Consider the following 16591-nt stretch of genomic DNA (forward strand, 5'->3'; position numbering starts at 1 on the left):
ATGAAAACAAACCTGTGGCAGACGGCAATCTTGTTCATACTGACCTTCACCTTATCCTGCGGGGCAAGAATAGTTCAAAATCAACAATCACGACTACAAAACAGAGCAGAATTGACGGCAAAAGACATCTTGGGAAACCCCAAATACCTGGCCATTTCTTACGGTGGCTACCGGGAAAACAGCCGCGAATTGCAGCCGAGTATAGCACAATTGAAAGAGGACATGAACATCCTCTTCGCCATGAACATCAGGGTGCTGCGGACTTACAATACAAAGCTGGCTGAAGCTTCCAACTTGCTGAAGGCGATTCGTGAATTAAAGCAGGAAGACCCCAATTTCGAGATGTATGTCATGTTGGGGGCCTGGATTGATTGCAAAAACGCCTGGACGAAGAACCCGCCAATACACGAAGAGGAAGAGGTCGAGTCCAACGTCGCTGAAATTCAAAGAGCGGTGGATATGGCCAGCCAATACCCCGACATCGTAAAAATCATCGCCGTCGGCAACGAGGCGATGGTGAAGTGGGCCACCAGTTATTTTGTCCAGCCCTGGGTGATTTTAAAATACGTGAACCAGTTGCAAGCGCTGAAAAAAGCAGGAAAACTGCCCGTGGACTTATGGATTACCAGCTCCGACAATTTTGCGTCCTGGGGCGGTGGTGGTGCTGAATACCACGTCGAAGATTTAACAAAATTATTCCAGGCGGTTGATTATGTGTCAATGCATACCTACCCGATGCACGACACCCACTACAACCCTGTCTTTTGGGGCAATTTCGAGGGCGAAGAAAGGCTCTCTGATACGGCCAAAATTGACGCGGCCATGACCCGTGCTGTCAACTATGCCATTTCACAATACCAAAGTGTAGCGAAATACATGCAGGGATTGGGCATTCAAAAACCCATACACATCGGCGAAACGGGTTGGGCCAGCGCTTCTAATGAACACTATGGCGTGAATGGTTCCAAAGCGACCGATGAATACAAGGAAGGGCTTTATTACCAGAAGATGCGAGAATGGACAAATCTGGAGGGCATCGCCTGCTTTTACTTTGAAGCTTTTGATGAAATCTGGAAGGATGCTGCCAATCCCGGAGGATCGGAAAACCACTTTGGGTTATTTACCCTTGATGGAAAGGCCAAGTACGCCATCTGGGATTTGGTAGACCAGGGTGTGCTGAAAGGTTTGTCAAGGGACGGGAATCCAATTGTAAAAACCTACGGTGGAAACAAAGCAACCTTGCTCCAACAGGTGCCGCTTCCTCCGGTAAAAAAAGGAAAGGCTCCAGGCAATTGATTATTTTTTAGTAAAAGTTTAGCACCTCGCCTTCGGCGATGTGGCAAAACTTTTACATTTTTTAAAAGATTCATCTTCAACTCTATTGATTCATCAATGACAAACCAACAATGAGTAATTCAACTACATCATCGCAAAAAGTTCCTTTTGGGCAAAAGGTTGCCTTCGGTTTGGGCATGCTGGCCAATCAAATGTTCCCAGCTGCCCTGGGGATATTTATGGTTGTGCTGGTACAGGATTTAGGTTTCCCAGGCTGGATGTGGGGCATCCTGTTTTTTCTTCCCCGGGTATATGACTCCATAACCGACCCAATCATGGGATTTATCACCGACAATACCCGTTCCGTTTGGGGCAGACGCAGGCATTATGTCTTCATCGGTGCCATCATCATGGGCATTTCTTTTGTGGCGATGTGGCAGTTGCACCGGGAAAACAGTGTGGAATACAACTTCACCTACTTTCTGCTGTGGTCATTTGTCTTCTACACCGGGCTAACCATTTTTAGTGTGCCATATGTAGCCATGGGCTATGAAATGAGCGATGATTTTCATGACCGTACCAATATCATGGCTGTAGCACAATGGATCGGACAATGGGCCTGGGTAATTGCCCCTTGGTTTTGGGTGGTGATGTATGATCCAAGTTGGTTTGAAAATGCGGATACAGCTACCCGGACGCTATCCATTTGGGTAGGCATATTCTGTATGATTTTAGCGATGATTCCCGCATTTTTTATCAAGAGTAAATCCACCAAAGATGACAATAGCCTCATTCCATTGAGCTTGAAGAATATTGGAGGTGGTCTCAAAGAAATTGTGAATGGGTTCAAGGAAGCCTTCAAAATTCGTCCGTTCAGAAAATTGTGTTTTTCTACCTTTCTGATATTTAATGCGTTCAATACGGTTGCTTCCTTCTCCTTTTTCATCATTGTATATTATTTGTTCAATGGCGATGCAGGAGCAGCAGGTATCTGGCCTACTTTATTCGGGAGCTTGGGGGCTTTGATAACTACATTTGCGGTAATTCCCACTGTAGCCTGGATGTCCAAAAAAATGGGTAAGAAAAATGCCTTTATGCTTTCTCAGGCCATTTCCATCATTGGCTATATCCTGTTTTGGTTCCTTTTTGTACCAGGTAAACCCTATATGTTCATGTTCGCGCTTCCGTTCTTTTCCTTTGGCATCGGCAGCTTGTTCACCCTAATGATGTCCATGACTGCCGACGTGTGCGATTTGGACGAACTGAATACCGGAAAAAGAAGGGAAGGGATCTTCGGTGCCATTTATTGGTGGATGGTGAAATTTGGTTTTGCCATTGCTGGATTGCTGAGCGGCACCATCATGACTTTTGTTGGATTCATCCCCAACGCGACTACCCAACCCGAAGGCGCTGTGGAGGGACTGCGGCTGTTTTTCTCCCTGGTTCCCATTGTCGGGACATTGATTGCCATTTGGATCATGCGCGACTACGACGTGTCCGAAGAACGAGCCATGGAAATCCGTGCAGAAATAAACCAGAAAAAAGCCACTGCTTCATCATAAGGTGAATGCTTCATAAAGGTCGTAGAGCCATTCATGAAATACCAGAATTCAGTTGAAACAGCAAGATTTATTTCAAGCTGTTTCAACTCTTGTTTCACTCCAAAAGCGTAACCAACTATGTCATTCAGATTAGGAAAACATTTAGCCCTCTCAGGCATAGACTATTCTGGCAAATCACCGGAGCAGCTCCAAATTCTTTTCAAACAAACATTAGAAGCGGGTATGCATGGCCTTTGTTACAGCGCTTACGAAGAGGGGCAACAACCGGGCGATATCTTGACGATTGAACAAATCCGGCGGCGGATGGCGGTCATTGCTCCTTACACCAAATGGATTCGTTCATTCTCCTGCATCGAGGGCAATGAACTGGTGCCTCAAGTAGCCCGTGAATTTGGGATCAAAACCTTGGTAGGTGCCTGGTTGGGCAAAGACAAAGATTTGAACGAGCAGGAAATAGCTGGCCTGATCCAATTGGCCAAAGCAGGCTACGTGGACATTGCCGCCGTTGGCAACGAAGTGCTCTACCGAAAAGACTTCAGCGAAGAGGAATTGCTAGAATACATTCAGCGGGTAAAAAGCGCGATCCCGGAAACAACTGTCGGCTATGTGGACGCCTATTACGAATTTACCGATTGTCCAAAAATAAGCGAAGCTTGTGATGTGATTCTGTCCAATTGCTACCCCTTCTGGGAGGGTTGCCAGATCGACTATTCACTGGTCTACATGAAACAGATGTACCAACAGGCTATGCTTGCCGCCAAGGGCAAAAAAGTAATCATCACGGAGACTGGTTGGCCCAGCCAGGGCAAAAGTTTCGAGGGTGCTGAGCCCTCTATGGAAAATGCCATCAAATACTTCCTCAATACCCAGCAATGGTCGCGGGAGGAAAACATTGAGATTTTTTATTTCTCCTCCTTTGATGAGTCCTGGAAAGTAGGTGCCGAAGGCGACGTAGGCGCTTACTGGGGCTTGTGGGACATGCACCAACATCTCAAATTTTGATCTTTTTGATCTGGAAAGGTGGTGGAAGTGCCAGCGTTGATTGTGTTGGTGAATGTGGCGTTTTGGTTACGGAGAAGATATTATTCGGTAGCTTAATTTTTTCTACTATAGAGTCTGCATCTTGGTGGAAACAAAAACGGCTTGGAGCATCACACTCCAAGCCGTCCCTTTTTATAGAATGACCGAACCAATTAGTTCTTGGTCACCATCAATTTCAAGGTATTCAATCCAGAAGTAGACTTTACTTCAACTGTATAGATGCCATTGGCAAGATTTGCAGTAGGCAGTTCCAAACGATTCATGCCTTGCAGCAATGTTTGTTTCTGAGACAGCATCACTTGACCAGCTACGTTGCGTACGGAAACAACTGCATCAATGCGAGCAGTCAAGTTCAATTCCAACGTAGTGTTACCAGCAGTTGGGTTAGGGAACAAACGGAAAGCGTTCAGTTCCTTAATTTCCTCAAGACTAGTAGTAACACTGATTGCTCTGGTCAACGTAGTAGAACAACCACGAGCGTTGCTTACAACTAGCGTAGCAGTATAACTTCCGATTGTTGGGTAAACAAACGTTGGGTTTGCAGTAGAAGAAGTATCCGCAGTAGAAGTAGTAACACCAAAGTCCCAGCTGTACTTCAGACCAGCGCCAGCAGGACCAGTAAAGGTTGCTTTGTTGGACGGAGATACAAAGGCGAAGGTGGTTGGTTTGCCAGTGAAGTAGTTTACTGGAGAAACGCTGTAATCCGCATTTTGAGGATCAAACTCAGCCCAGCATCCTGTCCAGTCGCTTGAACCGAAGGCACCACGGAAGTTTACTTTTTGGAAGTAAGTATCTGTGTAGATATCCTGGTTTGCACCTGTCAGCACAATAGAACCTGATTTAGGCAAAAAGTTAGGACGTCCTGAAGTTGGGTATGGATCAGTGATGTTCAAATCAGCCAAAGTTGCAATAGTAGCAGTGTTAAGGCTGTTGAACTTGGTCCGGAGGTTCGGGAAGTTGGTAGCCAAAGAGTCCAATGTGCGCGTAGCATTGGCAACCACAACCCCTTTCAATTGCAGGGTGTCGGTCAAGAAAGCATTCTGGGTATTGGTGCTTTCCAAACGGAAACCTGTTGGGAAGCCAGAGAAAATCGCATTGTGGATGCTCTGACGAGAAGAACGACGAATGTGTGCACCACGACCGAAGAGGCTGTTAACACTTTGAGCAGGGGTACGGCGAGGACCAAATAGCGATACGTTGGCAAATTTAGCCGAAGTCAAGGGTTTGTTGCTGGTACCAGTACCATCGTTGTCTGATTCAAAACCATTTGAGGTTGAAATGTCAAAGATGTTAGGATCAGACCAACCCAAGAGGTATTGGTTTTTACCACTGTAGCCAAAGTCAGTATCAAACATGTCATCTACGGTAGAGAAAGCGATCAAGTTGCGGCCGTTCACAGTACCACCAAACCATTCGAAAGCATCATCACCACCGTAGGATGTTTGGATGTTTTCCAAAGTAGTTCCAGTACCTACCCCACCCAAAGTCAATGAGTTCAACTCCTGGTTGGGAACGAAGGCAACGCCTGCAAACTCAATCCGTACATATTTCAAGCTACCTGAGTTATCAGCAGCATCGGTACCGCCATACTTAACCTGGTTGGCATCACAACCACCTTCAAGGGTAGCTTCATTGCCTGGTACGTTCAGCGGAGCACGGCCCAAAAGCGCAATACCACCCCAGTCACCAGCACGACGCTGACCAGCAGCTTTGCCGGAAGTAAAGATGATTGGTTGCTCAGCAGTACCTTCAGCAATCAACTTGGAACCACGTGTGATAATCAAAGCTGATGGATCACCTTTAACGATGGTACCTGCCTGGATGGTCAAAGTTGCATTGTTGCGTACATACAAACAGGTAGAACCAGTCAAACGATAAATTTTATCGTTGGTCCAGGTTGTGTTGGTAGTAATGTCACCAGTAATCGCAACTTCAGAAGTACCAGAAGCAATGGTTACTTGCTTGCTGATGGTCTTGGTACAACCACGATCAGAAGTAATGGTCAACTTAACGGTATAAGTTCCTAGAGCTGCATACGTTTTAGTTGGAGCAGCTTCTGTTGATTTTGTGAAGTCACCGAAGTCCCACTCAACCTTTGCTCCTGCTGGGAGTGTAACGGTGAAGGCAACACGGTTGGTCGTAATTGTGGTGGTAATATCAGCGGGGAACGTAGCAAAATAATCTACACCACGAGAGTAATCTGCATTCTGAGGATCGAATTCTGACCAACAAGCAGACCAGTCGGTAGTACCAAAGGCACCACGGAAGTTTACTTTTTGGAAGTAAGTATCGGTGTAGATGTCTTGGTTTGCACCAGTCAATACTACAGAACCGGTATTAGGCAAAAAGCTAGGACGGCCTGAAGTTGGGTATGGATTGGCGATGTTCAAATCAGCCAAAGTTGCAATGGTAGCAGTGTTAAGACTGTTGAACTTGGTCCGAATGTTCGGGAAGTTTGTAGCCAAAGAGTCCAATGTACGCGTAGCATTCGCAATCACAACTCCTTTCAATTGCAAAGTATCGCTCAAGAAAGCATTTTGGGTATTGGTGCTTTCCAAACGGAAACCTGTTGGGAAACCAGAGAAGATCGCGTTGTGGATGCTTTGACGAGATGAACGACGAATGTGTGCGCCACGGCCGAACAAAGAGTTCACAGATTGTTCTGGAGTACGGCGAGGACCGAACAGAGATACGTTGGCAAATTTAGCTGAAGTCAGCGGTTTATTGCTTGTGCCAGTTCCATCGTTGTCTGATTCAAAACCGTTTGAGGTGGAAATGTCAAAAATATTAGGATCAGACCAACCCAAGAGGTATTGGTTTTTACCACTGTAACCAAAGTCAGTGTCGAACATGTCATCTACAGTAGAGAAGGCAATCAGGTTGCGGCCGTTTACAGAACCACCAAACCATTCGAAAGCGTCATCACCACCGTAAGAAGTCTGTACGTTTTCGATAGTAGTTCCAGTACCTACCCCAGCCAAAGTCAAAGAGTTCAACTCCTGGTTGGGAACGAAGGCTACACCTGCAAACTCAATCCGTACATATTTCAAGCTACCAGAGTTATCAGCAGCATCAGTGCCACCATATTTAACTTGGTTGGCATCACAACCACCTTCCAGAGTAGCTTCATTGCCAGGTACGTTCAGCGGAGCACGGCCCAACAAGGCAATACCACCCCAGTCACCAGCACGGCGCTGACCAGCAGCTTTGCCAGAAGTAAATACGATAGGCTTGTCAGCAGTACCTTCTGCAATCAACTTAGAACCACGTGTGATAATCAAGGCAGATGGATCACCTTTAATTACTGTACCTGGTTGGATGGTCAGTGTAGCATTGTTGCGTACATACAAACAGGTTGAACCAGTCAAACGGTAAATTTTGTCTGAAGTCCAAGTAGTATTCGTCGTGATATCACTGGTGATCGCAACTTCACTCGCACCAGTAGCAATGGTTACCTGCTTGCTGATGGTCTTGGTACAACCACGAGCGGAAGTGATGGTCAGTTTAACCGTATAAGTACCCAAAGCAGGGTAAATTTTGGTAGGAGTGAGCTCAGTAGAAGTACTGAAATCACCAAACTCCCACTTTACAGTAGCACCAGCAGGCAATGTAGCCGAAAAAGCAACGCTATTGGTAGTAACAGCAGCATTGAAGTCTGCAGGAATTTCTTTTGTATAATCAATAGCTCCGGTATAAACTGCATTCTGAGGGTCAAATTCAGCCCAGCAAGCAGACCAGTCAGTGGTACCAAATGCGCCACGGAAGTTTACTTTTTGGAAGTAAGTATCGGTGTAGATGTCTTGGTTTGCACCAGTCAATACAACAGAACCTGTATTAGGCAAAAAGCTAGGACGGCCTGAAGTTGGGTATGGATTAGCGATATTCAAGTCAGCCAATGTTGCAATGGTCGCAGTGTTAAGGCTGTTGAATTTGGTACGAATGTTCGGGAAGTTTGTAGCCAAAGAATCCAAGGTACGCGTAGCATTCGCTATTACAATTCCTTTCAGATTCAGGGTATCAGTCAAAAAAGCATTCTGTGAGTTGGTACTCTCCAGGCGAATGCCTGTTGGGAAGCCGGAGAAGATCGCGTTGTGGATGCTCTGACGAGATGAACGACGAATGTGTGCACCACGACCAAACAAACTGTTCACAGATTGCTCTGGTGTACGGCGAGGACCAAACAAAGATACGTTAGCAAATTTGGATAAAGTCAACGGTTTATTGCTGGTACCAGTACCATCGTTGTCAGATTCAAAACCGTTAGAGGTTGAAATGTCGAAGATGTTGGGATCAGACCACCCCAAGAGGTATTGGTTTTTGCCACTGTAACCAAAGTCTGTGTCAAACATGTCATCTACCGTAGAAAAAGCAATCAGGTTGCGTCCATTTACAGAACCACCAAACCATTCGAAAGCGTCATCGCCACCGTAGGAGGTTTGTACGTTTTCGATAGTGGTACCAGTACCTACCCCACCTAAAGTCAAAGAGTTCAACTCCTGGTTGGGAACGAAGGCGATACCAGCGAATTCAATACGCACATACTTCAAGCTACCAGAATTATCAGCAGCATCAGTACCTCCGTATCTCGCTAAAGTCGCGTCACATCCACCTTCCAAAGTTGCTTCACCCCCAGGTACGTTAAGCGGTGCACGACCCAATAAAGCAATACCACCCCAGTCACCAGCACGGCGTTCGCCGGGGTTTTTGGCAGAGGTAAATACAATGGGCTGCTCAGCAGTTCCTTCTGCAATCAGCTTCGCGCCGCGGGTAACAATAAGAGCAGAAGGGCTACCTTTAATCAAGGTTCCTGGTTCAATTGTCAAAACTGCGTTGTTGGTAACATACAAACATGGGCCTGAATTGAGCACATAGATGTTGTTTTTGGTCCAAGACGTGTTAGAAGTAATGTTAGCCGTTACTTCAACCACGGTTTGACCGAAACTCACACCTACTGCCACTAAACAGGACAGCAATAGAGTTGTCAAAAACCTCTTCATAGGTTAAAATTTATTGTTATGGTTGATGAATCTCGAAATGGCGAGATGTGCAATTTGTACAATTGCACATCTCTTATAGTCGAAAATTACCTGGAAAAACGATAGGTAAATGTCAAGGAGTAGTTGGCGCCATAAAGGATATTTTGGATCACTGTATCCTCTGCCTCGTCATAACTCTCTGAGTTGTCTTGATCTTGGTAAAAAATGGCATTGTTGTTTAAAATGTCTTGAGCATTGAACTTCAGCTCACCTTTGTTCTTCAAGATTTTTTTAGTCACCTGGAAATCCAGTACATTTCTTGGGTTTTCGTACGTATCGCGGTAACCATTTGAACCTACCAACCAAATACGCCGGCCAATCCGGTTAAACAAAAGGGTTGCATTAAGGTCGTTCTTTGGTGTTGCATAAGAAAAGCCCAGGTTGATGATGTAAGGCGACTGGCCTTGCAATGGACGAGAATCGCCATTAACAGAAGCAAGTGGGTCATTGGATACATCCAAATTGGAATTGATCCACGCCAGGTTACTGAAAACTGCAGAGTTCTCAAGGGCGCTACCCAATCGATTCAACTTGTAACGAACTTCTAATTCTAAACCAAAGTTTTGAGCAGTTGGGGCGTTTTTGAAACTAAAGTTACGGCCACCACCACCCAATGCTTCGTAGAAAGCTTCGATTGGATCTTTAAAGTCCTTGTAAAAGGCAGTCAAAGAAACCGACTCAGATGGCGTAGGGAACAATTCGTACTTCAAGTCAAAGTTGGTAACTTTTGTACGTACCAGATCCGGGTTACCATCTATAGTAGCGGCAAGGTTAAAATCATAGAATGTAAAAGGAGCCAACTCGCGGAAGTTAGGGCGGCAAACCGTCTGAGAAACAGCAAAACGAAGATTGCTCTGCTTGGTCAAGGCGTAAGACAAGTTTAAGGAAGGAAGAACATCCGTGGTTGTTTTGGCAAAATTGATTGGAGTTCCACCAAAGGTATTTGCGTCCAGTTTTTGAACAAAATTTTCAACTCTTGCGCCAAAAATCACTCTAAATTTTTCACTTAAATAGTGATCCAACATTAAAAACCCACCTGAAAGGTCCGAGCCCGCAGTATAAGAGTCATTAGGGTTAGTGGATTCCCGAATGGTAAATCCTTGTTGACCAATGTTTTTTGGATCAAAAATAGTACTAACAGGAGTGTTTAGAATGTCAAAATTGAAATCTCTGGTACTTGTAACCGTGTAACCAAAAACCCTAGCGTCAAACTCTCTATCCTTTATTTCAGCAAAAGCACCCAATTTAAAGTTGCTTTGTTTGTCTTCGTCTTCAGCCTTTTTACCATAAGGAATGGTAAGCTTCAAGTTTGCAGTTTGTGATGTTTCTCCTTGATTTGAGTAAAATCTACCTGCAAAGTTAGGTGAAGGGGTACCAAAAGGCACGAATGCAGAGTAAGGATCGCTTTCAAGTTGATCCTCATTTTTGAGGTAAGTAATCCGTCTCAAGGATGGCGTGTTCCGATCAATGTCATTGGTGCCCAAAGACCAATTCAACTTCGTTCCTTTTTCTCCGATTGCGTGCTCACCCAACAATTGGCTAGTAAACAACCGAGTCGCATTGTAAAACATTGAGTAAGCATTGATCAGACGGCTTTGGTCGTTTTCACGGCCACTGCGGAATACATATTCATCACTCCCGTTGGAGCTTAATAAATTGTTCCAGGAAATTTTGCTGTTTGGAGAAAGGCGCAATGCAAAGTTGAGCATAGAGCCTACCGTGATGTTTTTTCTAATCTGCTGATCATTGTAATCGAAGACTCTCTGCTTCGTTACCTCGTAGTCTCCTCTTGAAACATCGAGGATACGCTGGGTATTGTTGTAGGTCAAGGCTCCAATCATGCCAAGTTCTTTTTTGAACAACTTAGTTTGGGTACCTGCTGCCAATTGAAAACCCCAAGTGGGAGGTAGATTTCCTTGATTGGCAATTTTCCAATCATTCGCAAACTTTTTACTTTGTTCAAAACGGGTGGCATTATTTTCAAGACCCGCCTTAGTAACACCTTCTGGCAGAGCACGGGTTTCATTGTCATATCCCAACCAATCTGTTTTTCCAGTTGGATAATAATCGTATGCTTTAAATGTAGATTGGGTATTGTATCCTGCGTTGATTGACAAACTTACGAAAGGCTCATCAGGAGTTTCACGCGTGTTAACAGTGATTACCCCCCCTGCAAATTCACCTGGCAATTCAGGTGTAGCAGTTTTGTAAATCAAAAGGTTGGACAACAAAGCTGAAGGAATCAAATCAAAAGAAAAAGCCCGGCGATCCGGTTCAGTAGAAGGCAATACCAGGCCATTGACCGTAGCAATGTTATACCTGTCCGCCAATCCGCGAATAACCACAAATTTATTGTCTTGAACACTTGTACCACTTACCCGCTTCAAAACATCAGCGGTACTGCGGTCAGGTGAACGCTGAATTTCTTGATTGGTAATACCTGTTACCAAAGAAGGACTCTTCTGCTGGATCATCGTAAGCGCTGCTGTAGTACTTCTACTTGCTTTACCAACGATCAAAACCCCTTGCAAAACGGTAACCTCTTCGCCCAACTCAAAGTCCTTGGTAAGCGCTTGTCCGTCAGCAAAAGTCATCTCGGTAGTATCAGAAGCATAACCGACGTAGCTTGCTACCAACTTGAAAGTTCCCGCAGGAATTTCTGCCATTTCATAATTTCCATCAAAGTCGGAAACCGCACCAACGGTGTTCTCTCCTTGGACGACTACAAACACAGTGGCTCCGATCAAGGCTTCTTTTGATTTACCATCGATCATCTTGCCTTTCAGAGTCGCTTTTTGTGCAAAAGCGCTACCAACGCAAAGAAATAGAGCTAAAAAAGTGAGGATTTTGTAAAGATTCTGCATATAAATCATGTTTGAATGCTGTTTGTTCTGAGCGAAAATTTCCAATTAGAAAGTGATCAACTCGTGCGTTTGGTTCCTTTTCGATGGGATGGCATCCTAAAGAATCGCATCACAATAGCTGCGAAAGGACGTCATTTAGGTTGAACAATGATTAAGGCAATGTGACCAAACAATCGGGTGCAAAATTAGACCCAATGTTCCACCTTTGGCCCCTTTCCAGTTTAACCTTTTATTAATATTGCCACTAAAATTTTACAATTTCTTAACTTTATAGGAAAACTGTTTAGTAATGACTCATTTCAAACCCCCACAAAATCAACAACAAATTTCAACTTATTATGTAAACTGAATTTTAAGTGGTGATTAAGTTTCCTCAAACACAAAGAGCAGGATTTCCGCTTGGAAACCCTGCTCTTTGGGACAAAAAAACTAGCTAAAGTCTTAGTGTACAAAAAATTGCAGCACACCCTTTCGGTAATTCATGCTGTATACAATCTTATTAAGAAACTGATTGCCTAAGATACCATCGATCCCACTTGACTCATTTAAGACCGGAGATTTCAGCACCGCAAATGGAATTTCCTCAAAAAGGTGCTGCCCCAAGTTCATCGATTCGATTTGAATGATCCTTTGCCTAATGCTTTTTTTTCCTAAGCCTATGGCCGTGACATGACCACCTTCTGAAATGGAATTGCTTGCTAACTTTTCCAGCGACTCCGGGTTAATCATGTTTACTTCGGCCCCTGTGTCAATTCCAAACCGAAATACCTGATGATTGATTTCCACTTCAACCACTGGCAAATGGCCTTCAATGCTCATATTTATGCTTGTAATCCCTGCTTCTTTGCGGTAAATGGATTCGTTGACACTCAAATACATAATTTTTTGCTCCGGGGCAATGGTTAACTCAAAGCGCTTCAAAATATCATAACCAATGATACCCATGAGTTTAGTGCCCAAACTTCGTTCAAAATGACGCAAGTCCAACGCTAGGGCATTGTGGTTCTTCCATTGAGCGGTACTTAGACTAAACTGGCTAACGGTTGTATCATCCACTTTTACGTTACCCGTGGTTCCGTATGCACTAAAATCTCCCCGAATGTTGGATTGATTGATCACCAAATAGGGTGCACCTGTATCCAAAATGAAATTTCCTTCTTCCCCATCCAAGTTGGCTCTAACCAACCACAATTCCCCAATTTTTTCAATGGGCAATTCCATGCTCTTTTTTGCAGACAAGTCTTCTACAACGACAGGTACATCTCGATTTCGGGTCTTCAAATACGCAATTCTACTTTGGCCATCTACAACGGTTACGGCAATTGCAAGGACCCAAACACAGAACACTTTTAACCCCTTCATTTTTCGGTGATTTAAAAGATGAAACCATAGATTTGGGCTGGCTTTGCAACCAGTTAATCTTAATTTTACTTCAAATTTACATTAAATTAACATTGATGTCAAATAAAAGGTTCCTTTTCCCCTGTATTTTTGATGAATAACACAAAAAAGGCCCTGAAACAAAATAATCTTTCGGAGTTTAGTTTTTTTTGTCCTTGATCCTCAGCAGTATCTCATATGATTAAAGGAAAAATGTCAATTGTGTTAAAAAGCTTCCGTGCATTTGTCTTATCTTTACGATCCGTAACAACCAAAGTGAAAAATGAAAAATGAAAAGTGAAAAATGACAACTCTGTGGCGTCGTTTTTCATTTCTCTCCCTTCATTTTTCATTTTTCATTTTTCGTTTTTCACTTTTCATTCATCATGACCAAGTACATTTTTGTTACGGGCGGTGTCACCTCTTCCTTGGGCAAGGGGATCATCTCAGCTTCGTTGGCCAAGCTGCTTCAAGCTAGGGGCTTCTCAGTAACCATCCAAAAATTTGATCCTTACATCAATGTCGATCCCGGCACCCTCAATCCTTATGAGCACGGCGAGTGCTACGTAACGGACGATGGCGCCGAAACCGACCTGGACTTAGGGCATTACGAACGTTTTTTGAATGTTCCAACTTCGCAATCCAACAACGTCACGACTGGCCGGGTTTACCAAACGGTGATCGAAAGAGAACGTCAAGGTGGTTACCTCGGCAAAACCGTACAGGTCGTTCCACACATCACCGACGAGATCAAGCGGCGCATGCAGATTTTGGGATCCACGGGACAGTTTGAAATTGTGATCACTGAGCTAGGCGGCACGGTTGGCGACATTGAGTCCCTACCCTATCTGGAATCACTGCGGCAATTGCGCTGGGATTTGGGTGCCGACAATTGTCTGGTCATCCACCTGACCTTGATTCCGTACCTCAATGCGGCGAAGGAACTCAAAACCAAACCAACCCAGCACTCGGTAAAAGAACTGCTCAATACCGGGATTCAACCCGATATCCTCGTTTGCCGCACCGAACACCCCATCAACATGGACATTCGGCGCAAATTGGCTTTGTTTTGTAACGTTGATGTGAACTCAGTGATCGAGGCCATGGATGCAGAGACCATCTACGATGTTCCCCTGTTGATGTTGGAAGAACGTCTGGATTCTACGGTATTGACCAAATTACGCCTACCCGATCGCCGCGAACCCGATCTCACTCGTTGGAAAAGCTTTTTGAGCAAACTCAAAAAACCAAAATCTGAGGTCAGAATTGGCTTGGTAGGCAAATACAACGAGTTGCAGGATGCGTACAAATCCATCCACGAGTCCTTCGTACATGCTGGCGCAGCCAATGAATGTAAGGTAAAAGTGGTGCCGATTCACTCCGAGCAATTGGAAGGTGACCCGCTGGAAATTGAGCAAAAACTAGCTGGTTTGCACGGCGTACTCGTTGCCCCTGGTTTTGGAGAGCGGGGCATCAACGGCAAAATAGCGGCGATCAAATACGTCCGGGAAAACCACATTCCATTCTTCGGCATTTGCCTGGGTATGCAATGTGCAGTGGTTGAATTTGCCCAGCATGTGTTAGGTTTGGAGGATGCTGCCTCCACCGAGGTTAGCCCCAACGGTCCCGACCCAGTGATCAACATGATGGAGGAGCAGAAAAAAATCACCAACAAGGGTGGAACCATGCGCCTTGGTGCATTTGAATGTGAACTCAAACGCAAATCCAAAGCCGCTCATGCTTACGGAACCTTAAAAATCAGTGAGCGCCATCGCCACCGCTACGAATACAACAACGACTACCGCGAGCGAATTGAACAAGCAGGGTTGTTGGCCACTGGCATCAATCCAGTGTCCAATCTGGTGGAAATAGTAGAACTAAAAGACCACCCTTGGTTTGTCGGTGTGCAGTTTCACCCAGAACTAAAAAGTACGGTTGAAAACCCACATCCCTTGTTTGTACAGTTCATCAAGGCCGCGATAGCTTTTCAAAAGGGGCATGAAAAAAGTAAAATCCTTGCGCCAGCCTAACCAATGGCCAGGAACAGGAGCGATTATTTTTGGCATCGCTCCCGTTTTAATCACCATCCTTGTCTGGCTCCGCTCCTGTCGCCATCCTTTTTTCTGGGATACCATCCAATTGGCCTCACGCCAAGCTCAATGGTATTACGACCAGCATTTCAAATACCTCTTGTTACCCGATGTCATTGATAGTGGCCATCCCAGTGGTTTTGGGATGTATTTGGCACTGTGTTGGCGTGGTTTTGGGCAATCGCTTTTGGTGAGTCATTTGGCTATTTTGCCTTTTATTATTTTAATATTGTGGGGATTATTTCGACTGAGTAAAATTTTTAGCAGTCCTTTAGGTTTATTCTTGCCGTTACTTGTCGTCATCGATCCCGTGTTCCTGGGGCAAATCTCGTTGATTAGTCCAGATGTGGCTTTGCTTGCCTTATTCATTTGGGGCTTGTTGGGGGTAGTAGAAAAACGGACTATTCTACTGCTAATCTGCTCGATTGTTTTGGCAATCATCAGTTTACGCGGGATGATGGCCGTATTGGCTTTGTACTTTTTTCAGCTTATGCAGGTTAAAAATCTTGACTGGAAAAACCCGGCTGATTGGTTGCGCAGCGCACTGCCCTTTGTTCCAGCTGGCTTATTGGCTTTGGCTTTTTTAGGGTATCACGCTTGGGCAAAATCATGGGTAGGCTTTCATGCTGATTCGCCCTGGCGGGAGAGTTTTACGGTGGTTGGATTCAAAGGAATGCTAAAAAATGGATTCGTGCTGGCCTGGCGGATTGCCGATTACGGGCGAGTGTTTTTGGTACTGACCACTTTTTGCTTGAGCTACAGACAGTTCAAATCTTTAAAATCCAATCCTTTTTTCCCCTTGGTCGTCATCAGCTTGCTCATTCAGCTTCCGCATTTTTTGTTGTTCCAGGGAGTGAGTGCGCACCGGTATTTGTTGCCTTTTTTTCTGGCCTTGCATTTGTTTTTTTTCATGCTCCTGATCCAAAGTCAACTCAAAACCAAAGTCAAATCCATGATCCTGGGCCTGGTCATGCTGGGTCTGGCTAGTGGGAATTTTTGGGTGTACCCGATGGGGGTCTCTCAAGGCTGGGATAGTACTCCTGCGCATTGGCCGCACTTCGCAATTCGTAAGGAAGTAATCAACTATTTGGACCAACAAGGTATTCCACTGGAAAGCGTTGGAACGACCTTCCCCGAGATCGGCCCTCTGCACTGGCGCGACTTAAATGCTCGGCAGGATGGATTTAGTCCCTTAAATTTGGCTCAAAATGAGTACGTTTATTACTCCAGCGTGATGAATGATTTTTCGGATGAGGACCGGAAATTGCTTTTTGAAAAATGGACTCCGGTTTTGACTATGAAAAAAGCAGGTCTATCCACTACACTATTCAAAAAACCATAAG

Annotated in this window: 8 protein-coding genes; 5 read left to right on the forward strand and 3 right to left on the reverse strand. The window is 44.8% G+C overall.

Annotation, left to right across the window (positions count from 1 at the left end):
* The 3 genes from ACEW9O_RS05190 to ACEW9O_RS05200 all read left to right on the forward strand — a co-directional run bounded on the left by ACEW9O_RS05190 (window position 1) and on the right by ACEW9O_RS05200 (window position 3839).
* Entirely contained in the window at window positions 1-1296 is a 1296-nt protein-coding gene (locus tag ACEW9O_RS05190; protein ID WP_373549068.1) for a glycosyl hydrolase family 17 protein, read from the forward strand.
* 110 nt (window positions 1297-1406) lie between these two features.
* Entirely contained in the window at window positions 1407-2837 is a 1431-nt protein-coding gene (locus tag ACEW9O_RS05195; protein WP_373549069.1) for an MFS transporter, read from the forward strand.
* Between the two features lie 117 nt (window positions 2838-2954).
* Window positions 2955-3839 carry a glycosyl hydrolase family 17 protein gene (locus ACEW9O_RS05200; RefSeq protein WP_373549070.1) on the forward strand — a complete coding sequence of 295 codons (885 nt, stop codon included), beginning with the start codon at window positions 2955-2957 and terminating at the stop codon, window positions 3837-3839.
* A gap of 191 nt (window positions 3840-4030) precedes the next feature.
* On the opposite strand, the gene ACEW9O_RS05205 is transcribed toward ACEW9O_RS05200, so the two are convergent.
* The 3 genes from ACEW9O_RS05205 to ACEW9O_RS05215 form a co-directional block, all read right to left on the reverse strand.
* Window positions 4031-8875 (reverse strand): PKD domain-containing protein, encoded by a 4845-nt coding sequence (locus tag ACEW9O_RS05205; protein ID WP_373549071.1) that lies wholly within the window; start codon window positions 8873-8875, stop codon window positions 4031-4033.
* A gap of 86 nt (window positions 8876-8961) precedes the next feature.
* The gene (locus ACEW9O_RS05210) at window positions 8962-11823 is read right to left on the reverse strand and encodes a TonB-dependent receptor domain-containing protein (RefSeq protein ID WP_373549072.1); all 2862 of its coding nucleotides are present in this window, start codon (window positions 11821-11823) and stop codon (window positions 8962-8964) included.
* A gap of 396 nt (window positions 11824-12219) precedes the next feature.
* Entirely contained in the window at window positions 12220-13140 is a 921-nt protein-coding gene (locus ACEW9O_RS05215) for an aspartyl protease family protein (RefSeq protein ID WP_373549073.1), read from the reverse strand.
* A gap of 404 nt (window positions 13141-13544) precedes the next feature.
* Between ACEW9O_RS05215 and ACEW9O_RS05220 the strand changes: the two genes are divergently transcribed.
* Window positions 13545-15188, forward strand: coding sequence for a CTP synthase (locus ACEW9O_RS05220; protein WP_373549074.1), 1644 nt, complete (start codon window positions 13545-13547; stop codon window positions 15186-15188).
* Window positions 15157-16590, forward strand: coding sequence for a hypothetical protein (locus ACEW9O_RS05225; protein WP_373549075.1), 1434 nt, complete (start codon window positions 15157-15159; stop codon window positions 16588-16590). The genes ACEW9O_RS05220 and ACEW9O_RS05225 overlap by 32 nt, the downstream gene beginning before the upstream one ends.
* Window position 16591: the final 1 nt, after the last annotated feature.

This window comes from Haliscomenobacter sp., from assembly GCF_041740695.1.
Classification (GTDB): Bacteria; Bacteroidota; Bacteroidia; order Chitinophagales; family Saprospiraceae; genus Haliscomenobacter.

Bases quoted from the DNA above. Each gene is read 5' to 3' on its own strand.
- ACEW9O_RS05200 (WP_373549070.1), top strand. From the start codon at position 2,955: ATGTCATTCAGATTAGGAAAACATTTAGCCCTCTCAGGCATAGACTAT.
- ACEW9O_RS05215 (WP_373549073.1), bottom strand. From the start codon at position 13,140: ATGAAGGGGTTAAAAGTGTTCTGTGTTTGGGTCCTTGCAATTGCCGTA.
- ACEW9O_RS05220 (WP_373549074.1), top strand. From the start codon at position 13,545: ATGACCAAGTACATTTTTGTTACGGGCGGTGTCACCTCTTCCTTGGGC.
- ACEW9O_RS05195 (WP_373549069.1), top strand. From the start codon at position 1,407: ATGAGTAATTCAACTACATCATCGCAAAAAGTTCCTTTTGGGCAAAAG.
- ACEW9O_RS05205 (WP_373549071.1), bottom strand. From the start codon at position 8,875: ATGAAGAGGTTTTTGACAACTCTATTGCTGTCCTGTTTAGTGGCAGTA.
- ACEW9O_RS05225 (WP_373549075.1), top strand. From the start codon at position 15,157: ATGAAAAAAGTAAAATCCTTGCGCCAGCCTAACCAATGGCCAGGAACA.
- ACEW9O_RS05190 (WP_373549068.1), top strand. From the start codon at position 1: ATGAAAACAAACCTGTGGCAGACGGCAATCTTGTTCATACTGACCTTC.